Here is a 23936-nt window from a genome sequence, read left to right on the forward strand (position 1 = left end):
AGATGGACCCTACGCCCGTCAGGGGGCTCGTTGCCGTCACCGGCGCCACGGGCTTTCTTGGCCGGCGCGTGGTCACCGCCCTGGCGGCCGACGGCTGGACCGTGCGGGTGTTGGCCCGCCGCGACATCGCCGACCCCGCCTGGACCGACCTTGAACCACAGCTGGTGATCGGCGACCTGGCCGACGCGCCAGCCCTCGCGGCGCTGTGCGACGGGGCCAAGGTCGTTGTCCACGTGGCCGGCCTGATCAAGGCCCCCTCCCGCGCGGCGTTCGACCGGGCCAATGTCGATGGCGCGCGGCGCGTCGCGGGGGCGGCCAAGGCGGCCGGCGCGCGACTGATCCTGGTGTCCAGCCTGGCGGCGCGCGAGCCTCACCTGTCGGACTATGCCGGCAGCAAGCGCGGCGGCGAGGACGCGGCGCGCGAGGCGTTCGGCGACGCCCTGACCATCGTCCGCCCGCCCGCCATCTACGGCCCCAGCGACATGGAGACGTTGAGGCTGTTCGAAATGGCGTCGCGAAGCGCCTTCCTGCCCGTACTCGACCCCGCGGCGCGGATGGCCTGGATCCATGTCGACGACGCCGCCGCGCGTTTCGCCCATCTGGTCAAATTGCCGCGTCCTGGCCTGCTCAGCTTGTCCGACGACCGTCTTGGCGGGTATGGCTGGATCGAACTCATGCAGACCGCTTCCAAGGCGGTCGGCACGTCGCCCCGATTGATCCGTATTCCCGCCTGGGTGATCAAGTCTTTGGCGAATTTCTCAAAATGGGTCTCGATCGCCACCGGGAGCGACTCAATCTTCACCCCCGGCAAGGCCCGGGAGTTGCTTCACGGGGATTGGGCCCTATCTAGCAACGATCCGATTCCGGACTTTCCCCCGGTGCGTTACGCTCTGGCGGAGGGATTCGCGCACAGCGTGCGGTGGTATCGCTCCAAGGGTTGGTTGAAGGATAAAAAAGCTCAGAAGTCGCCGAATACGGCGATTTTCTGACAGGACGGCTGTTACAATTCGGTTATGTAGGTTTTTGGTCGGGGATATCGGCGCGTTCGATGGAAGCAGTTACGGATCTCACTTTGCGTGAAATTGGCTTGGCGACGGGCAAGGTGCTCGGACGTTCGGTCGAGGTGACGAACGTTACCCATATCGGCCGCGATCTGGCCGTCGATTCCTTGGCCTTGATGAACATCATCATGGAGCTCGAAGACACCTTCGACATCTCCATTCCTCTGGATCGCCTGGGTTCGGTCGAAACGGCCGGAGACTTGGCGGACCTGATCAAAGACCTTCGGAATAGGGCCTGAGCAATGGGGCTTTTCGACAAGCACATCGCATATCGCGACGCCTACAACGCCATCCGGCTAGCGGGCGCCGATCCCTTCAGCGTGCGCTTCGACGCCGTCACCTCGCCCACCGAGGGCGTGATCAACGGCAAACGCACCATTCTACTGGGGACGAACAACTATCTGGGCCTGACCTTCGACGCCGAGGCGATCGCATCTTCCGTCAAGGCCGTGCAGGAACGTGGCACCGGCACCACCGGTTCCCGCATAGCCAACGGCAGTTTCGAGGCCCATGTCGAGCTCGAGACGGCGCTGGCCAAGTTCTACAAGCGCAAGCACGCCATGGTGTTCACCACCGGCTACCAGGCCAATCTGGGCGTGCTGTCCACCTTGGTGGGCCGGGGCGACCATCTGATCCTCGACGCCGACAGCCACGCCTCGATCTATGACGGCGCGCGCCTGGGCCATGCCGAGGTCATCCGCTTCCGCCACAACGACCCCGAAGACCTGTACAAGCGCCTGCGCCGCATGAAGGACGTGCCCGGCGAGCGCCTGATCGTGGTCGAGGGCATCTATTCAATGATCGGCGACATCGCGCCGCTCAAGGAAATCGCCGCCGTGAAGCGCGAGCTGGGCGGCTATTTGCTGGTCGACGAGGCCCACTCGATGGGCGTGCTCGGCGAGCACGGCCGCGGCCTGGCCGAACTGGCCGGCGTGGAAGACGACGTCGATTTCGTGGTCGGCACCTTCTCCAAGAGCCTGGGCGCCATCGGCGGATTTTGCGTGTCCGACATGGACGACTTCGACGTCATGCGCGTCACCTGCCGTCCCTACATGTTCACCGCTTCGTTGCCCCCGGCCGTGGTCAGCTCGACGATCACCGCCCTGCGCCGCCTGGAAGAACAGCCCGAGCTGCGCCACAAGCTGATGGCCAACGCTCTCCGCCTGTATGACGGCTTGAGCGGCCTGGGCTACATGACCGGACCGACCTCCAGCCCGATCGTGGCGATCACCATGCCGAATGTCGAAAGCGCGATCGGCATGTGGAACGCCTTGCTGCAGAGCGGGGTCTATCTGAACCTAGCCCTGCCGCCCGCCACCCCGGACAGCCGCCCGCTGCTGCGCACCAGCGTCAGCGCCGCCCACACCGACGAGCAGATCGACCAGGTTCTGGCGGTGTTCAAGCACGTCGGCACGGCCATGGGCCTTATCGAGAGCCCGCTGAAGCGCGTCTCGGCCTAGTTTTCTCGAGTTCAGGGGGCAGCAGCTCGGCGCCGGGCCCTCACCCCTTTTCCGTCTCCCCGGCGAAGGCCGGGGCCCAGGTGAAACCCACGAGCCGCTCCGGCTGAATCTGGGTCCCCTGAGTTCACAAACGAAGTGCAACACTCTCTGACCGAGGTGTTGCGATGGGACAAGCCTATGATCACCTCACGTTTGAGGAGCGGTGCACTTCAAGTGTGAATCCACATCCCGGCGTTCGCCGGGATGAACGGAATTTTACGACACCCGTGCTTTCAAAAACCCCACCATCTCCGCCAGCACCGGCGCCTTGCCGCGCAAGGGCTTGGAGAGGGCCAGCACCGTGTCGGCGTGATTCAGCCCCGCATAGTGACGCTCCTCCACCGCCACGCCCTTGGCCCGAAGACCGGCGGCCAAAGCCACGGTGTTGCCCGGTTTGACGGTGGTGTCGGCGTCGCCGGTGGCCAGGAAGGCCGGCGGCGATCCGGCCTTGGCGTAGCGCGCCGGCTGGGTGGCGGGCAGGTCGCGGGCCTCGCCGAAGGTCTGCCGGGTGATCGGCCCGTCCAGCGGCAGAAAGTCGTAGGGACCAGACAGGCCAGCGAGCGCCTTCACGGCCTTGGGATCGACGCCGGCGGTCTTCAGGTAGCGGTCATCGAGCGCCAGCATGGCGGCGATATAGGCGCCGGCCGAATGGCCGACCAGCACGAGCCGGTCCGGATCGCCGCCCAGCGCCCGGGCATGCTCGATGGCCCAGCGCACGGCCAAGGCCCCGTCCGCGATGAAGCTGGGATAGCGCACGGCCGGATAGAGCCGATAGTCAGGCACGATTGTCAGGAAGCCCTGGGCCGCCAGGGCCCGGCCCACCCAGCCGTAGTCCTGCCGACGTCCGGAATCCCAGGAACCGCCATAGAAGAACACCGCCACCGGGGCCGGGGCCGTCTCGCGCTTGGGCGCATAGACATCCAGCACCTGCCGCTCCAGGGTCCCATAGGCGGCGCCGTGCTCGCTGAGCTTGGCGGCGTCCTTGGGTGTGAAGGTGGCGAACAGCGACAGCGGCGAACAGGCCGAGGCCATAGACCCCGCCAGCGCGATCAGCCCGGCTCTCCGCGTCATCGATCCGACCATGCCCCGCTCCACCTCATGCGCCCCATGCCCACGCCGCTCAAGATACGGCGTTGCACGGAGCCCGGACGCCTACAGCCGGTAACCGCCCGCCAGAATCTTGGCGTGGACCGTCTTGGTCAGCTTCACATAGCCCTTGGCCTGATCGCGGAAATAGAGCGGATCCTTGGTGTTGGCGGGATCGAAGCCCTCCTTGACCAGGTCCATTTTGCGATATTTGAAGGTGCCGGTGGTCTCGATCTCGGGCTGCAGGCGCACGAAGATCGGACGGGCATAGGCCGGCATCTCGCGATCGACATAGTCGGCCAGGGCGTTAATGTCGAACTCCGGCCCGACCACCAAGGCGGCCATGCCGGCCTTGCCGTCCAGGTCGCCGACCGGCACGCCATAGACATTGACCTCCTTGACGCCCTCGACGCCGGACAGGCGCTCGGAGACCTCGCTGGTGGCGACGTTTTCGCCCTTCCAGCGGAAGGTGTCGCCGATCCGGTCGATGAAATAGAGGTAGCCGTCGCTGTCGCCGCGCATCAGGTCGCCGGTGCGGAACCAGGCGTCGCCCTTCTGGAAGGCGTCGTGCAGGATCTTCTTCTCGGTCGCGGCCTTGTCGGCGTAGCCGGTGAAGTTGGAGCGGGCGTCGCTGGCGATGTGGCCGATGCACTCGCCGATCTCGCCGGGCGCCGCCTCGATGCAGCAGCCGTCGGAGCCGCGCACCGGCATCTCGGTCTCGACGTCGAACTTGACGATGCGGATGTTGAACTTGCTGCGCAGATATTTCGGGATCCGGCCGATCGCCCCGCGCCGGCCGTCGAAGTTGAACAACGAGACGTTGCCCTCGGTCGCGCCATAGAACTCCAGCACACCACCCACCTTGAAGCGGTCGAGCATGGTGTCCCAGACGTCGGGGCGCAGGCCATTGCCGAAGATCAGCCGGATCTTGTGGGCCCGCTCGTTGGGGCCTTCGGGGTGGTTGGCCAGATAGCGGCACAGCTCGCCGATATAGACGAACATCGTGCAGCGCTCGTTGACGCAGTCGTCCCAGAACTGGCTGGCTGAAAACTTCTTGCGCAGCAGCACGCTGCCGCCGTTCAGCAGGGCCGCGCCCATGGCGCAGAGGCCGCCGGTGGCGTGATACAGCGGCAGGGTGACGTAGATGCGGTCGGTGGCGCGGGCGTCGGTCGAGCCCGCGAAGCCGCGCATATAGAGTTGAGCGCGCATGTGGGTGATGCGCGCGGCCTTGGGCAGACCCGTGGTGCCGCTGGTGAAGATGTAGAGGGCCGTGTCCTTGGCGGTGATGCCGTTGCGCGCCGTCAGGCGGTCTGGGCGTAGATGGCTGCAGCTCTTCAGGGCGTTGACCAAGTCGCGCTGGTCGCCGTGCGCCGGTCCCATCACCCACTGCTGGACGTGGCGGTCCAGCGCCCCCTTCGCCTGTTCGAAACAGGGCGAGGTCTCGGCGTCGACGATGCAGTGCAGGGCCTGGGAGATGTTCAGGCAGTGGGCCAGGGCGGGCCCGGTCAACTGGTTGTTGATCAGGGCGGTGGCGACCCCGACCTTGGACAGGCCATACCAGATGGCCAGATATTCCAGCCGGTTGGGCATGAACAGCGCCACGGTGGCGCCGCGCGTGATCCCCTGGCCCTTGGCCCAGTGGGCATAGCGGTTGGCGATGGCGTCTAGTTCGCCGTAGTTGACGGTCTTGCCTTCGAAGGTGATGGCCGGGCTGCCCGACCACTTGTCGACGGCGGCTTCCAGGTCATCGCAGATCAGGTTGCCGCTGTCGGGAGCGATGGACTTCACGCGCTTGAGGGTCCGCGTAAGCCCTTTCAGGAACCGCAGTTCACGCTTCAACCTGGCCGGCAAACTCATCGACGCACTCCGTTCAAACAACCATTGGAGAGCGGCGAGCGACCGGTCAAGACATGGCCGAGTCCACCGATGACCGCGACAGTTGAAAATGGACGGCGCCCCGCCGATAGTCGAGCAAAACGGTCTCGAAGATGCTCAAAACGTCCATGCCCAGCAGCAGGGCGGGCCGGTCGGAAGTCCCCCAATAATCGAAGGTATGAACCGGGCCAAAGACCAGGGGCAGGTTGATCAGGCTGATCGGATCCAGCTTCAGACGCTTGAGCGCGGCCAAGCGACCGTCCGGCATTTGTCCCGTCAGACTGACCAGTTGGGTTTCGGTCCAGGCGCTGGTGACGCCCCGTCGCTGAATGGCGATGTCCATCAAAGCCCCGTTGCCGACCGTGGTGGTGGAGCCTGTGTCCAGGAAGGCAAGGGTCGGGACCCCGGCGGCCAGGGCCTTGATCAAGGCCAACCCGCCGCGACGCAGCTTTGTGGGCGCCGTGACGCTGAGCTCATCGGTCTTGGGCAGGCTGGCCCGACGTGCAGCTGCTTGCCCGCCACGTCCAGTGTCAGCCCCCGCTCGCACAGCCAGTCCATGCCCAACAGGCCCGGCGCATTGAGATAGCGTTCCGGAAGGACCGACAGGTTCAGATGCCTGCGCTCGCGGCGGCTCACCCGGATGGTGTCGAGCGCCACGGTGCGCACCCTCTGGGCGCCGGCTATGCCGTGCAGGGTGACGTCCGGCCCTCGCGGCAGGGCCAGGCTGTCGGCCAGCACGGCGGAAATGACCGACGCGCTGGCGCCGGTGTCGACTAGGAAGGGATAGGGTCCCTGGCCATTCAGGAAGACCTGCACCGTCAACCGGCGCGCACCATCCAGCACGCGGGTCGGCGCGCTCGAGGGCGGCGTGGGCGCCTGCTGATCAGCCCAGCCAACGCCGAGCGCGGCAAGGGTGGCGAGCGCCGCCGCCATGTGGCGCCGGGATATCGAGACGTTAGCCATGGCGTCGCCTCCTTCTTGGAAGGACGCCTACACCCGCGAACCACCCATGGCCAAGACTAAGGTAACGCCGTTATCCCGTCGCCAGGCGTCGCTGATCCTCGCGCGCCGACTTCAGCTTTTCGGCCACCAGGAAGGCCAGTTCCAAGGCCTGCTCGCCGTTCAGCCGAGGGTCGCAATGGGTGTGGTAGCGGTCGGCGAGATCGCCCTCCGACACCGCCCGCGCGCCGCCGATGCACTCGGTGACGTTCTGGCCAGTCATTTCCAGATGCACGCCGCCGGGGTGGACCCCCTCGGCGTTGGCGATCTCGACGAACGACTTCACCTCGGCCAGGATTCGGTCGAACGGCCGGGTCTTGTAGCCGGTCGAGGCCTTCAGTGTGTTGCCGTGCATCGGGTCGGTGGCCCAGACGACAGAACGGCCGGCCGCCTTGGTGGCCCTCATCAGGCGCGGCAGGCGGTCGGCGATCTTGTCCGAGCCAAAGCGGCCGTACAGGGTCAGTCGGCCAGGCTCATTATGCGGGTTGAGCACGTCGATCAGCCGCAGCAGGTCGTCGCCCTCCATGGTCGGACCGCACTTCAGGCCGATCGGGTTCTTGACGCCCTTCATGAACTCGATGTGGGCGCCGTCCAGCTGGCGGGTGCGCTCGCCGATCCACAGCAGGTGGGCGCTGGTGTCGTACCAGTCGCCCGAGGTGCTATCGACGCGAGTCATGGCTTCCTCGAAGCCCAGCAGCAGGGCCTCGTGGCTGGTGAAGAACTCCACCTGATGCATACCCGGATGGCTTTCGGGAGTGACCCCGATCGCGGCCATGAAGGTCAGGCTCTCGCTGATCTTGTCCGACAGCTCGCGGTAGCGCGCACCCTGCGGGCTGTCGCCCACGAAGCCCAGGGTCCAGCGGTGGATGTTGTGCAGGTCGGCATAACCGCCGCTGGCGAAGGCGCGCAGCAGGTTCAGGGTCGCGGCCGACTGGCCATAGGCCTTTAGCAGGCGATCCGGATCGGGGATGCGCTCGGCGGCCGTGAAGTCCATGCCATTGATGTTGTCGCCGCGATAGGACGGCAGGGTGACGCCGTCGATCGTCTCGATCGGTTCCGAGCGTGGCTTGGCGAACTGGCCGGCGATGCGCCCAACCTTCACCACGGGCTTGCCGCCGGCGAAGGTCAGCACCACCGCCATCTGCAGGATCAGGCGGAAGGTGTCGCGGATGTTGTCGGCGTGGAATTCCTTGAAGCTCTCGGCGCAGTCGCCGCCCTGCAGCAGGAAGGCGCGGCCCTCGGCCACGTCGCCCAGCAGGCTCTTCAAGCGGCGCGCTTCACCGGCGAAGACCAGCGGCGGCATCTGGCGCAGGGTCTGTTCCACGCGATCGACCGCACCCATGTCCGGGTAGTCGGTCGGGACGTGTTTCGCAGGCATGGCTCTCCACGACGACGGGGTCCAACGGCTGGTCATGACGGTCTCGAACTTCTCAAAAGGGAGCGGCTTCTATCCTGGCCGCGCGGCAAAAGCAAAATTATTGCGACGAAACCCCGTTATTTAGCCCAATGGGGTAAGTTCAACCAAATTCTCGCCATCCGGTTGGCTGCCGAACCGCATCAGGCCGCAGGCGATCAGGGTCAAGGCGCCCAGGGCGAGCCACCATTCCTGCCAGACCCCGAAGCTTAAGGCCCCGATCACCAGATAGCTGACCAGGGCCCCGGCCGCCGCTGCAGCCTCGCCCCGCGAGCGCTCGGCGGTCCGTACGACAGCGTAGGCCAACCAGCAGAAGAACACCCCCGCCAGGGCCGCGCCGATCGCCCCCAGCTCCAGCCACAACTGAAGTTGGGCGTTGTGAGTGTGCAGCGGAATGGCAGCGCCGAAGGTGCGGCTGGCGTCCAGGCCCCAGCCGCGAAACGGATGGGTCTGGATGTGGTCGGCGGCGAAGGTCCAGATGTTGAGCCGGGCGTCCCAGGAAGCCGGAACCAGTTTGTGCAGCCAGGCGATCACGCCGGTCTCCACCCCGACCAGCACGGCAAGGGGCGCGACAACGAACGGCAGGGCCACCAGGCCGACCAGGACCCGTGGTCCCAGCGCGCCGCCATAACGCACCATCAGCCAGGCCACGGAGCCCAGAACCAGCGCGACTAGGCAGGCGTCGGAACTGACGATCTTGGAGGCCACCAAGGTTGCGGCGACCAGCACCCAGATCGCGCGCGGGGCGTTGCGCCGCCACAGGATCAACGTCACCGGCCAGATCAGCAGGGCCAGGGCGTAGGTGGCGGTCGAGACCTTGACCAGGGCCAGGTCGGCGCGGATCGGAACTCCGGTGAGTTGGCGAAACTGCTGATAGATCGTCGCGCCGGCGAAGGCGTCGATCACCACCAGCAGGGCCAGGGCGGTCATGCCATAGGCCAGGATCATGCCGGCCCGCTCGGCCGACCTTTCCGAAAGGCCCCGCAGCGCGACCACGGCCGCGCCGTAGCTGGCCAGTTGCAACAGCAGCTTCAGGGCGGTCAGGGCCTCGATGTCGTCATAGTCCTTCAGCGTCGAAGGATCGATCGCCGCCGGGCTCCAGATCATGCTGGTCGCCGCCCAGAGGGCCAGAGCCACCAGGATCAGCAGAGGCGGGGCGGCGGCGCGGGTCAGCCTCAGGCCCGGCAGGCAAAGAAGGCCGGCCAGCGCCATCAGCGGCGCGAAACCCAGCGGCCCCAGATAGGCCAGCAGTGACGTCATCACGACCACGAAGATCGCCACGCCGCCCAGCCAGGGCGTGGGCCGCTCCGAGGCGCCGCCGACGATCGAGGCCTGTCTGATCATGTGCCGCCCATTTCCGACGGCATGTACTTCTCGCGCATCGTCACCAGCTCCTCGGCCAGGGTGGGGTGGACCGCGCAGGTCGAGTCCCACTGCGCCTTGGTGACACCCATCTTCACGGCGATCGCCGCCATCTGGATGATCTCCGGCGCGTCCGGGCTCACCACGTGTACGCCCACCACCCTCTGGTCGTCCTGCTTGACCACCAGCTTGAACAAACAGCGCTCCTGGCCGCCATAGAAGGTCACCTTCATCGGGCGGAACACGGCGCGATAGATGTCGACCTTGCCGAAGGCGTGGCGGGCCTGCGCCTCCGTCATGCCCACCGTCCCGACGGGTGGTTGCGAGAATACCGCCGAGGCGACCATGTCGTGGTCGAAGCTCGTCGGATTGTCGTGGAATTCGGTCTGGGCGAAGGCCGCGCCCTCGCGGATCGCCACCGGCGTCAGGTTGATGCGATCGGTCACGTCGCCGACGGCCCAGATGTTCTCGGCCGTGGTCTTGGAGAAGTCATCGACGACGATCGCCCCGCGTTCGTTAAGCGTCAAGCCGACCTTCTCCAGGCCCAGCCCCTCGACATAGGGGTCGCGGCCGGTGGCGAACATCACCACGTCGGTCTCGAAGGTCAGGTCGTTGCTGAGCGTGCTGACCAGGCCGGCTTCGGTCTTCTCTATCTTCTGGTGGTCACAGCCCAGCACCACCTTGATCCCGCGCTTCTCCAGCTCGTCGGCCAGGTGCGAGCGCACGTCGTCGTCGAAGCCGCGCAGCACATTGGCGCCGCGATAGAGCAGTGTCGTCTCCACGCCCAGGCCGTTGAAGATCGAGGCGAACTCCACGGCGATATAGCCACCGCCCACCACCATCACCCGCTTGGGCAGTTCGGCCAGGTGGAAGGCCTCGTCCGAGGTGATGCCCAGGTCAGCGCCCGGGAAGTCCGGACGCCAGGGCCTGCCGCCGGTGGCGATCAGGATTTTGTGGGCGGTATAGCGGCCGGCGTCCTCGGAGCCATCCTTGGGCAGCACCTCGACGGTGTGGGCGTCGACGATCAGGGCCCGGCCGTGCAGCAGGTGCGCGCCGGCCTTCTGCAGATTGGTGACATAGATCCCCGACAGCCGGGCGATCTCGACGTCCTTGTCCTGCAGGAAGGTCTTCCAGTCGAACTTGGCGCCCTCAATGGTCCAGCCATAGCCCTTGGCGGTCTTCAGCTGGCTGGTGACCTCGCTGGCATAGACCATGAACTTCTTGGGCACGCAGCCGCGGATCACGCAGGTTCCGCCGACCCGGTATTCCTCGGCCACGGCCACCTTGGCGCCGCTCATCGCCGCCACCCGCGCGGCCCGCACCCCGCCCGAACCGGCGCCGATGACAAAGAGGTCGAAGTCGTACTCAGCCATGACAGGCTCCGGGGTGCGTTCAGATCAGGGCGGCCTCGGCGAGACCGGAAGACGGCGGATATGGGTCTAGGGGACCAGCTTGACCACCCCTTGGTCGGTTCCCAGCAGGGCCTCGTCGGCCAGGTCGAGGAACAGGCCGTGATCGACGACGCCGGTCACGGTCTTCAGGGCGCCGGCCAGGGCCGCCGGCTCGGCGATCACGCCGGGCTGCATGTCGTAGATCACATTGCCGCCGTCGGTGACCACCAAGCCGCGATCGGCCATCCGCAGGCGCGGCGGCAGCAGGTCGAACTCGGCGGCGATGTCGGCCAGGCGCTGGCCGGTATGGAGGTGCCCAAAGCGCACCACCTCGATCGGCAGCGGGAACCGGCCCAGGGTCTTCACGTGTTTGGCGGCGTCGGCGATGACCACGCAGCGCTTGGACGCCTCCCAGACCAGCTTCTCGCGCAGCAGAGCCGCGCCGCCGCCCTTGATCAGGCTGAGGCCAGGACCGATCTCGTCGGCGCCATCGACGGTCAGGTCGATGCTCTTGACGTCGTCCAGCGCCACCAGGGCGATGCCGAGCTCGCGGGCCAGGCTGGCGGTGGCTTCCGAGGTCGGCACGCAGCGGACGTCCAGCTTGCGCGCCGCCAGGGCTTTCACGAACCAGACCGCCGTCGAGCCGGTGCCCAGGCCCACCACCATGCCGCTCTCGACGAGCTGCGCCGCCGCCTCACCCGAAATCCGCTTCTGATCTTCGGCGCTCATGCTTTCCCCCTCTTGGCCAGTTTCAGGGCCCGGAACCTGTCCGCCCAGCCCGGCTTGTCGCTCTGCGGCGCGCGGGCGACGGCCAGGGCGCCGGCCGCGACGTCGCGGGTGATCACCGAGCCGGAGCCCGTCATTGCCCCGTCGCCGACCCTTACGGGCGCCACGAGCGCTGTGTTGGAGCCGATGAAGGCCCCCTCGCCGACATGGGTCTCGAACTTTTCGAAGCCGTCATAGTTACAGAAGATCGTGCCGGCCCCGATATTGGCCTTCGCCCCGATCGAACCGTCGCCCAGATAGCTCAGGTGATTGGCCTTCGCGCCAGCCCCGACCTTGACCTTCTTGACCTCGACGAAATTGCCGATGTGGGCTTCCGGGCCGATCTCTGCGCCAGGCCGCAAGCGAGCATAGGGACCGATCAAGGCGCCCTCCCCCACGGTCGCGCCCTCGACATGGCTGAACGCCTTGATCACCGCGCCGCTCGCGACGCTGACGCCGGGACCGAACACCACGAAGGGCTCGACCGTGACGCCGGCCGCAAGCCTGGTGTCCCAGCTCAGATGCACCGTATCGGGCGCCGGCATGGTCACGCCCTCGACCAGCAGGGCTTGGCGGCGCGCCGCTTGCCAGACCGCCTCGGCGGCGGCCAGCTCGGCCTGGGAGTTGACGCCCTGCACGGCCGGTTCGGGCGCGAAGGCGGCGCGGGTGGCCAACTCCCGCTCATGGGCCAGGCCGACCACGTCGGTCAGGTAATATTCGCCCTTGGCGTTGTCGTTGCCGACCTGGGCCAACAGGTCGAAGAGTGTGGCGCGGTCGGCCGCCAGGACGCCGGAATTGCAGTGCTTGACCTGTTTGACGGTTTCGTCGGCGTCCTTCTCCTCGACGATGCGCAGCAGCACATGGCCGGGGGCCATGATCAACCGCCCGTAGCCGACGGGATTGGCGGCCTCGAAGCCCAGCACCGCGACGTCAGCGCCTCCCCCACGCGAAGAACCGCCGCGCAGAGCGAACAACGGCTCCACCACTGCGGCGGTCAGCAGCGGGCAGTCGGCATAGGTCACCACCACGTCGCCGTCGAAATCGGCCAAGGCGTCTCGCGCGGCCAGCACGGCGTGGCCGGTGCCCAGCGGCGGGTCCTGCAGAACGGTCGCGCCCTCGCCCAGGCGCTTGCGGACGTGCTCGCCAACCGCCGGGCTGTGGGCGCCGACCAACACGACGATCCGCTCACAGCCGAGGGTCTGGGCGGTGTCGATGGCGTGGTCCAGCAAGGTTCTTCCGCCGATCCGGTGCAGCACCTTGGGGGTCGGCGACTTCATCCGCGTGCCCTGGCCGGCGGCGAGAATGACGGCGGCGCGCGGGCGCACTGGAGGCGAAACGGCGTTGGTCATGGGCGAAGCGACTCCGAAGGCGCGGACCAAAGTTGCATTAGCCGCGCGTTTAGCCGAAAGGCCAGAGCCATGCATGCCCAGAACGACATTCTAACGACTGACGTTCTGCGCGGCGCGACGATCGCCTTCGACCTCGACGGCACCCTGGTCGACACCGCCCCCGACCTCGTTGCCTCGCTGAACATCATCCTTGGCGAAGAGGGCCTGCCACCCCTGCCCTTCGACGACGTGCGCAAGATGGTCGGGCGCGGGGCCAAGGCCCTATTGGAACGCGGTTTCGCCGCCGCCGGCGCGCCGCTGGACGCCGAGAGCGCGCCCGCCCTGGTCGAGCGCTTCATCGCCCTCTATTTGGGCCGGATCGCCCAGGAGAGCACGCCCTTTCCGGGCATGGTCGAGACCCTGGTGTCGTTGCGCACGGTCGGCGCCAGGCTGGCGGTCTGCACCAACAAGCTGACCCACCTGTCGATCGCCCTGCTCGACGCCCTGGACCTGACCCAATATTTCGACGCCGTGGTCGGGGCCGACCACGCCCCCGCCCCCAAGCCCGACCCGCGTCACGTGCTGGCGACGATCGCTGCGGTCGGCGGCGATCCGGCCCGCGCCGTGATGGTCGGCGACAGCATCAACGACGTGCTTTCGGCCAAGGCGGCCGGCGTGCCGACCCTGCTGGTGTCGTTCGGCTATACCGAAGCCCCGGTCGAAACCCTAGGCGGAGATCTGTTGATACACGCCTTCTCCGAGGTCCAGGAGGCCTGCGTCCGGCTTTTGACCTCTTGCGGTCGGGGAACGACCGGGCTATAGGCCCGTCCCTCTCGCGGCGAGGACTTCAAACCTCACCGACACGGCGGATGCTTAGCTCAGCGGGAGAGCACCTCGTTCACACCGAGGGGGTCGTAGGTTCAATCCCTACAGCATCCACCAACCCTTCCACCTTCTGCATCTGAACGCCGGTCGCCGGGCCCAGCCCGATTTGACATCGGCGGTCAGGCTCCCCATCTACCCGTTATCCAGCGGGCTTCGCGATCTCTTCGCACCCCGCCGGTCGCCTGATCGCAGGCCTCTGATCCCCAAAGCTCGCGCACCGCGCAAACCACGGCTTCGGCGACCCAGAATAAGCGGGATATCCGTTTTCCGGATCCGCCCGCCTTTCCTCAGAGCTCCGCGTCGCACCAGACGCTCGCGCCATAGGGCGCGCGCTCACCGAGCCTCCGCAGCTGCGCAACCTGAACGTCGCCGGCCGAGGCTCAAGCCACACTCCAGAAAGCCAATATGACTATCCTATCAACTCAAACCTTCTCCCCCCATGCCCTGCCCACGATCTACGTGACGCAGGCCGACCACGAGATCCTCACCAACCTGGCCGACGCCAACGGCGGTCGCGCCCTGGGCGGCCGCGTGCTGGCCGGCGAAATGGACCGCGCCCTTATCGTTGAACCCGGGCAAGCACCCCGCCCTTTTGCCGGCATCGGCTCGACCGTCCATTACCAAGACCTGACCAGCGGCCAGGACCGCACGGTGCGCCTTAGCCTGCCGCGCGACGCCAGCATCGACAACCATCGCGTCTCGGTGGTCGCCCCGGTCGGCGCTGCGCTGATCGGCATGACTGCCGGCGAGACCTTCCGCTGGACCGATGACGAGGGCCGAACGCGCGGCATCCGGGTGCTGGCCGTCGACAACTGATTGCGTGCGATCGCCACTAAATTTTCAATCAAGCGGAGCCATTCGCCGCCGGCCGCGTTTATCAACGGAACGGGGACCTAAGCCATGACTGATCAAACTTCGACCAAGCTGACCTTCGAGCGCGAGCTCGTCGCCCTGATCCCTCACCTGCGCGCCTTTGGCCGCTCGCTGTGCGGCAACGCCACCCACGGCGACGACCTGGCCCAGGACGCCCTGGCCAAGGCGCTGGCGTCGCGCGACTCCTATACGCCGGGCACCAACTTGAAGGCCTGGACCTTCATGATCCTGCGCAACGTCTTCTATTCCGAGAAGCGCCGTTCGTGGCGCTCGTGCTCGCTTGATCCGGAAGTGGCCGAGCGCACCCTGATCTCGGTGTCCAACCCGACCGCCGCGCTGGAGCTCGACGAACTGCGTCGCGCCCTGGACATGCTGCCTGCCGACCAGCGCGAGGCCCTGATCCTGATCGGCGCCGCAGGCATGTCGTATGAAGAAGTCAGCGACATCACCGGCGCGGCCCTGGGCACGATCAAGAGCCGGGTCAGCCGGGCCCGCGATCGCCTGGCCCTGATCTTCGCCGAGGGCGCGATCACCGAGGACCACCTACCGGCCCACACCGCCATGGCCGCGATTTTCCAGCGCATCGACACCTACCGCATGGCCCGCGCGGCTTAGACACCTTCAAGCCGGCCCATCAGAATGGCCGCCTGCCCCGTCCGGGACGGGCGGCCTTCTTGATTCCGGGGTGCGTCCCGCCACGGCGCCTCAACTTCCACTCACCCCGGCGAAAGCCGGGACCCAAACTGGGCGGGCCGTCTGGCACAGCGCAACCACCAGACTAGGCTTGGGTCCCGGCTTTCGCCGGGATGAAGAGAATTTGGGATGGCCTCCACCCCGCCAACCCTTAGCGCGAAGCCGGATCCCAGGCCGCCACCTTGTAGCCGTTCTCATCCAGGCACTTGTCCATCGCCATCTTGTGGGCGTTGTCCTGGGCCATGCGCGCGGCCTTTGACCCGCCCTTGGCCTTGTCATAGGGCACCTTGAGGATCAGTCCGGTCTGCCCGGGCTCGGCGTCACGCGCGGTGGCGCTGGACCGCGAGATCAGGAACCTGTCCGTCTTGCCGGCCCGCACCTGATCGCGACAGGCGGCGAAGGTGGTGGCGAAGGCCTTCTCGTCGGAGGCCTTGGTTTCCAGGCGCGGCGAATAGCCCATGCCGCCGCCGCCGCCCATCATCGAACAGGCGCCCAGCGACGTCACGCAGGCGATCGCTGAGGCGGCGACCAGGATCTTGCTACGCTTCATGTTTTCCACTCCCCAAACCGGGCGACCGGCTCGCCCGAGCTTGAGGAGCGCGCGTCTCAAGGTTCCGGTTCCCCGGCGCCTCAAGCCGCCTTGCAGACCTGCGGCGCGAACTCGGGGTAATATCCGGCCATCATCCGCTCGGCATAGGCCACCAGGTTGGGGAAGCCCTCGGCCCGGCGACGGATGGGCGAGTCGAAGAACGGCGTCAGGATCTGGGCCAGCATGGCGAAGACGATGGCGTCGACGCTGGTCGGGCGGTGACCCATTATGAACGACGTGTGCCCCAGGGTTTCCGACAGGGCGGTCAGCGACCAGGCGGCCAGCTCGACCATCTCGTCGGGCGAATGGCGTCCCATGCCCACGGCGTTGAGATTGCTCCGCACGGCGCCCAGCAAGCCGTCAATCGCGTCGGCCCGCGCCTCGCCCGGCATGCCGTCGAACCAATGGGCCGGGCCCTTGGCGAAGTTGTCGTCGTCGGAGAACCGGAAATGGCAGTTGGCCCAGCCCAGGTGGTTCTCGACCATCCGCTCGATCGCCCAGGCATGGGCGCGCTGGGCCTTGGTGAGGCCGGCGTCCAGATCGACCCCGTAGCTGCGCTCGAGATAGGCGCGGATGAAGGTCGAATCGGCCACCTTGACGCCGTCGTCGTCGATCCACGGCAGCTGGCCCTTGGGCGCGGTTTCGGGCCGGGCCGGAACTTTTTCGTACCAGCGGCCCGCCATCTTCAGGTGGATCTCGGTCTTGGTGACATAGGGGCTGCCCTCGGGAAGACCGTAGGCGGGGCCAGTGGCGTAGAGCGTGATCATCTCGGTATCCCCTGATACTGCGCCCCACCCATTGTCCCTGGAAGGCGCCGTGTTGCGACATTCAGACGCTACCGCCATGCTGCTGCCAGCATGCTGTCAGCATCGACGGATAGGGTGGACCCATGAGACGCGCCGAACGCCTTTTCCAGATCATCCAGATCCTCCGCCGCAACCGGCAGCCGGTGACCGCCGACGCCATGGCGGCCGAGCTGGAGACCTCCAAACGCAGCGTTTATCGCGATATCGCCGCCCTGGTCGGTCAGAGGGCGCCCATTCGCGGCGAAGCGGGCGTCGGCTATGTGCTGGAGGCCGGGTACGACATGCCGCCCCTGATGCTGACTCCCGACGAGATCGAGGCCGCCGTGCTGGGCGCCCAGTGGGTCGCCAGCCGCGGCGACCCCGTTCTGGCCACCGCCGCCCGCGACCTGATCGCCAAGATCGCCTCCGCCGTGCCCGAGGAGCTACGGCCCTATGTGTTGACCCCCGCCACGGGGACCGGCACGAACTGGAAGGCCCTGCCGGACGGCATCGACATCGCCCAGACCCGCGCCTGGATCCATGCCGGCCGCAAGATCCGCCTCGACTATCGCGATGTGGAGGGCGCCGTCAGCCAGCGGGTGATCTGGCCGGTGACGGTGGGGTATCTGGACACCGTGCGGCTGCTGATCGGCTGGTGCGAGCTGCGCGGCGATTTCCGGAATTTCCGGACGGACCGGATCGAGGGGGCCGAGTTCCTGGACGAGAAGCATGGGCAGCGGGCCGGGGTGCTGAGGGCGCGGTGGCAGAGAGCGCTGGAGGAAGAGCGGGCGCGGTGGGTGGAGAAGGGGTGTGGGAGTTAGTTTTCGTTGTCGACCCAAGTTAAACATTCAAAAAGTTTCGGGGCTCGCAGCGCTTGCGCTAGGTTCGAACAGAAATGGCTGCCGGCCTTTCGAGGCATCCGCCAGCGTATATTTATTCAATGCTCCAACGAAGGCTTCGCGACCTTCGTGCAAGATGTGCTTCAACTCGCAAGTCGCGGTTATCTTGCAGGTGTTGGACACCGCATCGAAGCATTCGACAACCTGCATGTGCGGCTCAAGCTTTTGAACTATGTCGCCAATCCGCAGCAGCACCGGATCGTGCGCCAGCCGGATGCCTCCTCCCCGTCCTTTCGACGAGGTGATGTAGCCTAGCTGGGCCAGGCGGTGGACAACCTTAACCAGGTGATTTCGCGAGATGCCGTAGTGCTCCGCGATTTCTCTGACGCTGGACTGGCTCTGCGGCCTTGACGCCAGGAACATCAGGCTTCGAAGTCCGAAATCGGTGAAAACCGTCAGCTGCATAATATGCCTTGTCCGTACATATTAGCCGAGATAACTAAGATGTATCCAGTCTGCATATTAGGAGATCTCCCGTGCCCAGCCAACAGACCATCACCATCGTCAAGGCGACGGCTCCAATTCTGGAAGAACACGGCGAGGCGCTTACCCGGCATTTCTACACCCGGCTCTTCGCAAATAATCCCGAGGTAGCGCCCTACTTCAATTCGGCGAACCAAGCCGGCGGACGCCAGCAGAAGGCCCTGGCGGCTGCGATCACCGCCTACGCCGCCAACATCGACAACCTAGAGGTTTTGGGTAACGCCGTGGAGTTGATTACCCAGAAGCACGCATCGCTGATGATCAAACCCGAGCATTATCCCATCGTCGGGGAGAATCTTCTGGCGTCTATCCGTGAGGTTCTGGGAGAGGCGGCGACCGACGACATCATAGCGGCTTGGGCGGAGGCCTACGGCTTTCTCGCCGAAATCATGATCGGCCGGGAAAAGCAGATTTATGCGGAGAATGTCGCCAGGGCGGGCGGTTGGGAGGGTTTCAAGAAGTTCAAGGTCGTCCGCAAGCAGGCGGAAAGCAGCAATATCGTGTCCTTCTACCTGCAGCCGGCCGACGGTAGCGCCCCCCCTACCTTTAAGCCCGGGCAGTACATAACGCTGCGTGTACCGACGCCTGAGGGCTCGACCACCATGCGAAACTACAGTCTTTCAGACGCGTCCGGCCAAGATTCGCTGCGCATCAGCGTGAAGCGCGAGGAGAGGGGTTATGTTTCGAACCTACTCCACAACGATATACGGGAAGGCGACACCCTCGACCTAGGCCCGCCGTGTGGCGAATTCTTCCTTGATATTACAGAGAACCATGAGCGACCACTCGTCCTTTTAGCTGCCGGTATTGGGGTGACTCCGCTCTTCTCGATCCTGCAAACCGCGTTGGTTCAGATGCCTGGGCGCGAGATCGTGTTCATTCACGGCTGCCTCACGCCCGACGTACAAGCGTTTCGAGAGCCTCTAGAGGATCTTTCGAAGAAGTATCCAAACCTTCGGCTGCACCATCGTTATAATAGCGGATCCTTGGCCATAGACGCTGTCACCAGCACCGGGATGATTGACGCCGAACTGATCGAGGCGTTCGTGCCGCAGAGAGATGCCGATTACTTTTTCTGTGGGCCCCAGCCTTTCATGGTCGGCATCTATCAGGAGCTACTCAAATGGGGTCTGCCACCGGCTCAAATACGGTTTGAGTTCTTTGGACCACGTGAGGTGTTGAAAGCCGCCTGATTACCGTTCTCAGCCAACGGAATGCGCTCCGAAGAGCCCCGCTCACGGAGCGCATGTCCGCTGCCGACCCTAAGCTCGCGCTAAGAAAGTCAGCTTCCAAGTCGGACGCCAACGTCCGCTCTCCACCCCTCGCTGACCTTCGGAACGTTCGCTTCCTGGCGATCGCCAGCATCCGCCCCGGATGCGGCCACGCCTTGAAACCTTGCCGTTGCGGGCGGATTGGGAAGGGGCTGGAGCTGGAGCTGACGCCATGAGCGCTGTGCTTATATAGCTCGCCCAATCGCTTTGGGATCTGGGTGCCGGCATTCGCCGGGATGAGCGGATTTAACCTAGACCCCGTGCCGTTTCGCGAACGTCGCGAACAGCTCCGGCCAGGCCGCCACCGGCTTGCCTGTGATAGACCGCATCCCAAACCCGTGGCCGCCCTCCTCGAAGACGTGCAACTCGGCCGGGACCGCCTTGGCCTTCAGGGCCGTGAACATCATCAGGCTGTTGGCCACCGGCACGGTCTTGTCGTCGGCGGCGTGGACCAGGAACACCGGCGGGACGCGGTCGGTGACGGTCTGGTCGGGCGAATAGAGCGCGATCTGCTCGGGCGTCGGCGAGGGCCCCAGCAGTTGCTTGCGCGAGCCGCCATGGGCCGGGCCGTCGGCCATGGAAACCACGGCGTACATCAGGCACGACAGGTCCGGCCGGGCCGACAGGTCGTCGGCGGCGTCGACCGGGTCATAGACCTTGGCGTCGAAGCGGGTGGTCAGGCTGGCGGCCAGGTGCCCGCCGGCCGAGAAGCCCATGATCGCCACGCGCGCCGGGTCGAACCTCATCGCCGCCGCCTTGGACCGCGCCAGCCGCACGGCGCGCTGGGCGTCCTGCAGCGGCGCGTCGGGCCCCGCGCCCCACCCGTCGCCGGGCAGGCGATAGAGCAGGACGAAACAGGTATAGCCATGGTCGGCCAGCCAGCGGGCGGTCTCGAAGCCCTCCTTGTCGGTCACCACCCGCTCATAGCCGCCGCCGGGCATCAGGATCACCGCTGCGCCATTGGGCTTGGCGGGGCGGATCACGGTCAGGGTCGGCTTGCGGGTGTGGGTCACGGCGCGGTCGCGCAGGCCCTTGGGGTCCCCGCGCTCAATGATCGTCTCGACCACCGTGACGCCGCTCGCGCCGGGCGGATCGCCGGGCCACAGGGACAGGATTTCCGTGGGGTCCATGGGAGGAGCCTGGGTCTTAGGTTTCGCCTTGGCCTGGGCGGCGCCCGCGACGGCCGAGGCCAGCAGGCCGCCGGTCAGGCTGGCCAGGGTTCCCCGACGGTTCAACATGGCGACGTCCCTAAGCAACTTTAGGGAACCGTAGGACCCCCCGTTCGCCACCGCAAGTCACCGGTGTCATTGCCTTGGCGCCTAACCCCCCGCGAACCGCAGGTGGTGCAGCACGATCCCGCTGGTGGTGGCGACGTTCAGCGAGTCGAAACCGCCGGCCATCGGGATGCCCACCGTCCGTACCCGCGCCATCACCTCGGCCGACAGCCCCGGCCCCTCGGCGCCCAGCAGCACCGCCGCGCGCGCCGGCGGGACCAGCGCGGCCAGGGTCTGGTCGGCCGCCGGGCTCAACGCCAAACCCTGGAAGCCGTGACGCTCGAGCAAGGCCACAACGTCCTCCCCCGGCGCCAGCCAGGCGGTGGGCACGCTCATCGTCGCGCCGATCGAGACGCGGATGGCCTTACGGTAGAAGGGATCGCAGCAGTCGCCGTCGAGGATCACCCCGTCCACGCCGAAGGCGGCTGCGTTGCGGAAGATGCCGCCGAGATTGTCGTGATTGGCGATGCCCATCAGGATGAGCACCACCGCCCGCTCGCCGGCTTGCGCCAACAAGGCCTCCGCTCTCAGCGGCTCGGGCTTGCGCCCCACGGCCAGCACGCCGCGGTGCAGGTGGAAGCCGGCGATGGCGTCCAGCACCGCCTGGCCGACGACATAGACCGGCGCGCCGTCGGGCAGGGCCTCGAACACCGCCGCCAGTTTGTCGGCCCGCTTGCCATCGACCAGCAGCGACTGCACTCGATCCGGCCTGTCGCGGACGAAGGCCCGCAGCACGGTCTCGCCCTCGGCGATGAACAGGCCCTGGCGGCCGACCAAATCGCGCTCCTTGATGTCGCGATAGGCTGCCACGCGTGGGTCGTTGGGATCGTCGATGGGGATCAGGTCGGCCACAGGGACCCTCGCGGAAGCGCTAACGCACGCCCCGTATCGGAAGGATCGCCAGGCCGCCAGCCGTCGCAAGGCCCGCGGCGACCAGATAGAGCGCGTGATAGTTCACGTGGGTCGGCCCCAGGAAGTACAGGGCCAGCACCGGGGCCAGGGCCTGGGGGAGGGTGTTGGCCAGGTTGATCACCCCCAGGTCCTTGCCGGCGTTCTTCTGCGAGGGCAGCACCTGGCTGACCAGGGCGATGTCGACGGCGTAATAGCAGCCCGCCCCGCAGCCGAAGATCAGGAAGCCTAGGACGACGATCGGCCACGCCGGCACCAGCGAGAAGGTGATCATCGCCGCCGCCAGGGTCAGGGCCGCGCCGGCCGCGAACAGCTTGCGACGCCGCAGGCGGTCCGAGAGCATGCCGCCCAGCATGCCGCAGGTGACATTGGCGCAGGTGGCCACCGTGGTCAGCAGGGCCAGGCCCTCCTCGGCCCGCCGGCCCGGGAAAAGGCGCGTGTAGTGCAGCGCGTCCTGCAAATAATAGAGCATGTAACACTGGGTCAGAGTGATCGCGACCAGCACCATGAACCGACTGATCCAGGCCAGGGCGAAGTCGGGATACTTCACCGGATTGACCCACAGGTCGGCCAGGAAGGCGCGCCATTTCAGGGTCGGCCGCTCGCTGATCGGCAGGGGCGCGTCGTTGAGGCTGAGCGCGAAGGGCGCGATGGCGATCAGCAGCACGAGCCCGATCGCCAGGTAGCGGGAGCCTTCGGTGAACAGCAGGCCGCCCACCAGCACCGCACCGGCCATGGCGCCGATCGGATGGCCCAGGCTGAGAAAGGCCGCCACCCGGCCCTTCTGGACGTCGGGCACCCGGTCCGGCAGCACCGCCAACAAAGCCGAGAACAGCAGGTTGAAGGCCAACTGGAAACAGACCACGCCCAGCATCAGAGTGGCCGCGCTGTGGGCGCGCATGATCATCAGATAGGAAGCGACCGTTCCCAACGCCCCGGCGATCATCCAGGGCCGGCGACGGCCGAAACGCGAGGTGGTGCGGTCGCTGATCGCTCCGGCCAGCAGGTTGGCGACGCTGGCGACGATCGCGCCCCAGATCGCCACCTGGCTCAGCACCACCGCCTTGTGACCCGGGTCAATGGCCTCGGCCTTCAGCGGCAACAGCACCTGGATCAGGGGCATGAAGCTGACATAGGCCCCGATCTGGGCGATCGTGAAGGCAGCGATGAAGCCCGCCTTGACGGGCACGGTCGGCCTTGCCTTATCGATCGCTTCGACCTCCACCGCCGACATCACGCCCCCCGAAAACGTGCGGTCTATGCCGCGATTGGCGCGACACTGACCTCGCCCGCCGGGTGATACAAGCCAGGACCGCCACCGAAAGCGCCCGTCTCGCCGATTTTTCAAAAGCGAACGTCGCCTTATGCCGCCCAGTTGCTCTAGGCTGACGCCATGGAGATGAGTCCTATCAAACCAGACTTGGCGGGCCCATGGCGTCGGTGACGATCTACGACGTGGCGGCGCGGGCGGAAGTGTCGATCAAGACGGTCTCCCGAGTCATGAACAAGGAACCCAATGTCCGCCCGGCGATGCGCGACAGGGTGCTCGAGGCGGCCAACGCCCTGGGCTACGCGCCGAACCTGTCGGCCCGCAGCCTGGCCGGGTCGCGCTCGTTCGTGATCGCCGTCTTCGCCGACGCCGCCCTGACCATCGACCACTGGCGCAGCGAGCGCGGTTCGGACTACCTGCAGCGCATTCAATTGGGCGCGACGCTGGAATGCCGGGGCGCGGGCTATCACCTGCTGGTGGAGCTGATCGACCATGACGACCCCAAGGTGCGCCAGGAGGTCGGCGCCCTGCTAGCCGCCCTGAAGCCCGACGGCGTCATCCTCACCCCGCCCAGCTGCGACAACGCCGTGGTGCTGGAACTGCTCGACAAGTCCGGCACGCCCTATGTGCGCCTAGGTCCTGAAAAGCCGGAGGGCCTGGGCGCCCGCGTCCACATGGACGACGTCGCCGCCGCCCGCGAGATGACCGAGCACCTGGCGGACCTTGGTCACGCGCGGATCGGCTTCATCATGGGCGACAAGCGCTACGGCGCCAGCCAGGCCCGGCGCCAGGGCTATCTGGCCGCCATGAAGGCGCGCGGCCTGAAGGTCGACAAGGCCTGGATCCGCCAGGGCGACTTCACGTTCGAGTCCGGTCACGAGGCGGCGACGGCCCTGCTGGCCCTGCCCGTCCGCCCGACGGCGATCTTCGCCAGCTCCGATGAAATGGCGTTAGGAGCACTGGCCGCCGCAGCCGAGGCCGAGATCAGCGTGCCCGGCGAGGTGTCGGTGGCCGGTTTCGACGACAGCCCTGTCTCGCGCCTGAGCCGTCCCCAGTTGAGCACCATCCGCCAGCCGCTGGTCGAGATGTCGACCCTGGCCACCAAGATGCTGATCAACGGCGTGGCCCGCTACAGCGGCGCCGAAACCCAGCCGCCACGGGACGAACTGCTGCCGTTCACCCTGATCCACCGCGCTTCGACGGCGGCGGTGGCGGAAGGGTGAGG

General features: G+C 66.5%; 24 protein-coding genes and 1 tRNA gene. 10 read left to right on the forward strand and 15 right to left on the reverse strand.

Annotation, left to right across the window (positions count from 1 at the left end):
* Positions 1–2: 2 nt before the first annotated feature.
* Genes ACP696_RS03060 through spt form a run of 3 tightly spaced genes read left to right on the forward strand, consistent with a single transcriptional unit; the run spans position 3 to position 2521 of the window.
* On the forward strand, positions 3–989 hold the full coding sequence (locus ACP696_RS03060; protein WP_426012793.1) for an NAD-dependent epimerase/dehydratase family protein: 987 nt from the start codon (positions 3–5) through the stop codon (positions 987–989).
* Between the two features lie 59 nt (positions 990–1048).
* Positions 1049–1300, forward strand: coding sequence for an acyl carrier protein (locus ACP696_RS03065; RefSeq protein ID WP_426012795.1), 252 nt, complete (start codon positions 1049–1051; stop codon positions 1298–1300).
* 3 nt (positions 1301–1303) lie between these two features.
* On the forward strand, positions 1304–2521 hold the full coding sequence (spt, locus tag ACP696_RS03070; RefSeq protein ID WP_426012796.1) for a serine palmitoyltransferase: 1218 nt from the start codon (positions 1304–1306) through the stop codon (positions 2519–2521).
* A 255-nt stretch (positions 2522–2776) separates the two neighbouring features.
* Here spt and ACP696_RS03075 read toward each other — a convergent pair whose 3' ends face one another.
* The 9 genes from ACP696_RS03075 to glmU form a co-directional block, all read right to left on the reverse strand.
* The gene (locus tag ACP696_RS03075) at positions 2777–3643 is read right to left on the reverse strand and encodes an alpha/beta hydrolase (protein WP_426043440.1); all 867 of its coding nucleotides are present in this window, start codon (positions 3641–3643) and stop codon (positions 2777–2779) included.
* A gap of 69 nt (positions 3644–3712) precedes the next feature.
* Positions 3713–5503: a long-chain-acyl-CoA synthetase gene (locus ACP696_RS03080; RefSeq protein WP_426012800.1), complete on the reverse strand. Its 1791-nt coding sequence runs from the start codon at positions 5501–5503 to the stop codon at positions 3713–3715.
* A 46-nt stretch (positions 5504–5549) separates the two neighbouring features.
* Positions 5550–5948, reverse strand: coding sequence for an aspartyl protease family protein (locus tag ACP696_RS03085; RefSeq protein WP_426043441.1), 399 nt, complete (start codon positions 5946–5948; stop codon positions 5550–5552).
* Entirely contained in the window at positions 5945–6484 is a 540-nt protein-coding gene (locus ACP696_RS03090) for a retropepsin-like aspartic protease (protein ID WP_426043442.1), read from the reverse strand. The genes ACP696_RS03085 and ACP696_RS03090 overlap by 4 nt, the downstream gene beginning before the upstream one ends.
* Before the next feature lie 70 nt (positions 6485–6554).
* Complete coding sequence (locus ACP696_RS03095) at positions 6555–7934, reverse strand: class II 3-deoxy-7-phosphoheptulonate synthase (protein WP_426012802.1); 1380 nt, start codon at positions 7932–7934, stop codon at positions 6555–6557.
* Between the two features lie 84 nt (positions 7935–8018).
* Complete coding sequence (locus tag ACP696_RS03100) at positions 8019–9278, reverse strand: O-antigen ligase family protein (RefSeq protein ID WP_426012804.1); 1260 nt, start codon at positions 9276–9278, stop codon at positions 8019–8021.
* The gene (gene gor, locus ACP696_RS03105; RefSeq protein WP_426012806.1) at positions 9275–10669 is read right to left on the reverse strand and encodes a glutathione-disulfide reductase; all 1395 of its coding nucleotides are present in this window, start codon (positions 10667–10669) and stop codon (positions 9275–9277) included. The genes ACP696_RS03100 and gor overlap by 4 nt, the downstream gene beginning before the upstream one ends.
* A gap of 66 nt (positions 10670–10735) precedes the next feature.
* Positions 10736–11416: a ribose-5-phosphate isomerase RpiA gene (gene rpiA / locus ACP696_RS03110; RefSeq protein WP_426012808.1), complete on the reverse strand. Its 681-nt coding sequence runs from the start codon at positions 11414–11416 to the stop codon at positions 10736–10738.
* A complete protein-coding gene (gene glmU / locus ACP696_RS03115; RefSeq protein WP_426043443.1) occupies positions 11413–12801 on the reverse strand; it encodes a bifunctional UDP-N-acetylglucosamine diphosphorylase/glucosamine-1-phosphate N-acetyltransferase GlmU in 1389 nt (462 codons plus the stop codon). The genes rpiA and glmU overlap by 4 nt, the downstream gene beginning before the upstream one ends.
* A gap of 69 nt (positions 12802–12870) precedes the next feature.
* Here glmU and gph point away from each other — a divergent pair, with 69 nt between their 5' ends.
* The 4 genes from gph (at position 12871) to ACP696_RS03135 (ending at position 15153) form a co-directional block, all read left to right on the forward strand.
* Positions 12871–13602, forward strand: coding sequence for a phosphoglycolate phosphatase (gene gph, locus ACP696_RS03120; RefSeq protein ID WP_426012812.1), 732 nt, complete (start codon positions 12871–12873; stop codon positions 13600–13602).
* Positions 13603–13647: 45 nt separating this feature from the next.
* Positions 13648–13722: transfer RNA gene (locus ACP696_RS03125), tRNA-Val, on the forward strand.
* A gap of 348 nt (positions 13723–14070) precedes the next feature.
* The gene (locus ACP696_RS03130) at positions 14071–14481 is read left to right on the forward strand and encodes a GreA/GreB family elongation factor (RefSeq protein WP_426043444.1); all 411 of its coding nucleotides are present in this window, start codon (positions 14071–14073) and stop codon (positions 14479–14481) included.
* A gap of 84 nt (positions 14482–14565) precedes the next feature.
* Positions 14566–15153, forward strand: a complete 588-nt coding sequence (locus ACP696_RS03135; protein WP_426012815.1) for a sigma-70 family RNA polymerase sigma factor — start codon at positions 14566–14568, stop codon at positions 15151–15153.
* A 229-nt stretch (positions 15154–15382) separates the two neighbouring features.
* Here ACP696_RS03135 and ACP696_RS03140 read toward each other — a convergent pair whose 3' ends face one another.
* Positions 15383–15781 carry a hypothetical protein gene (locus tag ACP696_RS03140; RefSeq protein WP_426043445.1) on the reverse strand — a complete coding sequence of 133 codons (399 nt, stop codon included), beginning with the start codon at positions 15779–15781 and terminating at the stop codon, positions 15383–15385.
* 80 nt (positions 15782–15861) lie between these two features.
* Entirely contained in the window at positions 15862–16587 is a 726-nt protein-coding gene (locus ACP696_RS03145) for a glutathione S-transferase family protein (protein ID WP_426043446.1), read from the reverse strand.
* Positions 16588–16709: 122 nt separating this feature from the next.
* Between ACP696_RS03145 and ACP696_RS03150 the strand changes: the two genes are divergently transcribed.
* Positions 16710–17426: a helix-turn-helix transcriptional regulator gene (locus ACP696_RS03150; protein ID WP_426043447.1), complete on the forward strand. Its 717-nt coding sequence runs from the start codon at positions 16710–16712 to the stop codon at positions 17424–17426.
* A 27-nt stretch (positions 17427–17453) separates the two neighbouring features.
* Here ACP696_RS03150 and ACP696_RS03155 read toward each other — a convergent pair whose 3' ends face one another.
* A complete protein-coding gene (locus tag ACP696_RS03155; protein WP_426043448.1) occupies positions 17454–17909 on the reverse strand; it encodes an Rrf2 family transcriptional regulator in 456 nt (151 codons plus the stop codon).
* Positions 17910–17980: 71 nt separating this feature from the next.
* On the opposite strand from ACP696_RS03155, the gene hmpA reads away from it, so the two are divergent.
* Positions 17981–19180 carry an NO-inducible flavohemoprotein gene (gene hmpA, locus ACP696_RS03160; protein ID WP_426043449.1) on the forward strand — a complete coding sequence of 400 codons (1200 nt, stop codon included), beginning with the start codon at positions 17981–17983 and terminating at the stop codon, positions 19178–19180.
* Between the two features lie 329 nt (positions 19181–19509).
* On the opposite strand, the gene ACP696_RS03165 is transcribed toward hmpA, so the two are convergent.
* From ACP696_RS03165 to ACP696_RS03175, 3 genes are all read right to left on the reverse strand, one after another.
* Positions 19510–20496, reverse strand: a complete 987-nt coding sequence (locus ACP696_RS03165; protein WP_426043450.1) for an alpha/beta hydrolase — start codon at positions 20494–20496, stop codon at positions 19510–19512.
* A gap of 81 nt (positions 20497–20577) precedes the next feature.
* Positions 20578–21384: a TrmH family RNA methyltransferase gene (locus tag ACP696_RS03170; protein ID WP_426012823.1), complete on the reverse strand. Its 807-nt coding sequence runs from the start codon at positions 21382–21384 to the stop codon at positions 20578–20580.
* A gap of 19 nt (positions 21385–21403) precedes the next feature.
* Positions 21404–22675: an MFS transporter gene (locus tag ACP696_RS03175; protein WP_426012824.1), complete on the reverse strand. Its 1272-nt coding sequence runs from the start codon at positions 22673–22675 to the stop codon at positions 21404–21406.
* A gap of 197 nt (positions 22676–22872) precedes the next feature.
* Between ACP696_RS03175 and ACP696_RS03180 the strand changes: the two genes are divergently transcribed.
* The gene (locus ACP696_RS03180; protein WP_426012826.1) at positions 22873–23934 is read left to right on the forward strand and encodes a LacI family DNA-binding transcriptional regulator; all 1062 of its coding nucleotides are present in this window, start codon (positions 22873–22875) and stop codon (positions 23932–23934) included.
* Positions 23935–23936 lie beyond the last annotated feature (2 nt).

The organism is Caulobacter sp. DWR3-1-2, from assembly GCF_049896225.1.
In the GTDB taxonomy this organism is placed as follows: Bacteria; Pseudomonadota; Alphaproteobacteria; order Caulobacterales; family Caulobacteraceae; genus Caulobacter.

Excerpts from the sequence above, each read along its gene's own strand:
- ACP696_RS03060 (WP_426012793.1), top strand. The coding sequence starts at position 3 with ATGGACCCTACGCCCGTCAGGGGGCTCGTTGCCGTCACCGGCGCCACG.
- ACP696_RS03065 (WP_426012795.1), top strand. The coding sequence starts at position 1,049 with ATGGAAGCAGTTACGGATCTCACTTTGCGTGAAATTGGCTTGGCGACG.
- spt (WP_426012796.1), top strand. The coding sequence starts at position 1,304 with ATGGGGCTTTTCGACAAGCACATCGCATATCGCGACGCCTACAACGCC.
- ACP696_RS03075 (WP_426043440.1), bottom strand. The coding sequence starts at position 3,643 with ATGGTCGGATCGATGACGCGGAGAGCCGGGCTGATCGCGCTGGCGGGG.
- ACP696_RS03080 (WP_426012800.1), bottom strand. The coding sequence starts at position 5,503 with ATGAGTTTGCCGGCCAGGTTGAAGCGTGAACTGCGGTTCCTGAAAGGG.
- ACP696_RS03090 (WP_426043442.1), bottom strand. The coding sequence starts at position 6,484 with ATGGCTAACGTCTCGATATCCCGGCGCCACATGGCGGCGGCGCTCGCC.
- ACP696_RS03095 (WP_426012802.1), bottom strand. The coding sequence starts at position 7,934 with ATGACCAGCCGTTGGACCCCGTCGTCGTGGAGAGCCATGCCTGCGAAA.
- ACP696_RS03100 (WP_426012804.1), bottom strand. The coding sequence starts at position 9,278 with ATGATCAGACAGGCCTCGATCGTCGGCGGCGCCTCGGAGCGGCCCACG.
- gor (WP_426012806.1), bottom strand. The coding sequence starts at position 10,669 with ATGGCTGAGTACGACTTCGACCTCTTTGTCATCGGCGCCGGTTCGGGC.
- rpiA (WP_426012808.1), bottom strand. The coding sequence starts at position 11,416 with ATGAGCGCCGAAGATCAGAAGCGGATTTCGGGTGAGGCGGCGGCGCAG.
- glmU (WP_426043443.1), bottom strand. The coding sequence starts at position 12,801 with ATGACCAACGCCGTTTCGCCTCCAGTGCGCCCGCGCGCCGCCGTCATT.
- gph (WP_426012812.1), top strand. The coding sequence starts at position 12,871 with ATGCATGCCCAGAACGACATTCTAACGACTGACGTTCTGCGCGGCGCG.
- ACP696_RS03130 (WP_426043444.1), top strand. The coding sequence starts at position 14,071 with ATGACTATCCTATCAACTCAAACCTTCTCCCCCCATGCCCTGCCCACG.
- ACP696_RS03135 (WP_426012815.1), top strand. The coding sequence starts at position 14,566 with ATGACTGATCAAACTTCGACCAAGCTGACCTTCGAGCGCGAGCTCGTC.
- ACP696_RS03140 (WP_426043445.1), bottom strand. The coding sequence starts at position 15,781 with ATGAAGCGTAGCAAGATCCTGGTCGCCGCCTCAGCGATCGCCTGCGTG.
- ACP696_RS03145 (WP_426043446.1), bottom strand. The coding sequence starts at position 16,587 with ATGATCACGCTCTACGCCACTGGCCCCGCCTACGGTCTTCCCGAGGGC.
- ACP696_RS03150 (WP_426043447.1), top strand. The coding sequence starts at position 16,710 with ATGAGACGCGCCGAACGCCTTTTCCAGATCATCCAGATCCTCCGCCGC.
- ACP696_RS03155 (WP_426043448.1), bottom strand. The coding sequence starts at position 17,909 with ATGCAGCTGACGGTTTTCACCGATTTCGGACTTCGAAGCCTGATGTTC.
- ACP696_RS03165 (WP_426043450.1), bottom strand. The coding sequence starts at position 20,496 with ATGTTGAACCGTCGGGGAACCCTGGCCAGCCTGACCGGCGGCCTGCTG.
- ACP696_RS03175 (WP_426012824.1), bottom strand. The coding sequence starts at position 22,675 with ATGTCGGCGGTGGAGGTCGAAGCGATCGATAAGGCAAGGCCGACCGTG.
- ACP696_RS03180 (WP_426012826.1), top strand. The coding sequence starts at position 22,873 with ATGGCGTCGGTGACGATCTACGACGTGGCGGCGCGGGCGGAAGTGTCG.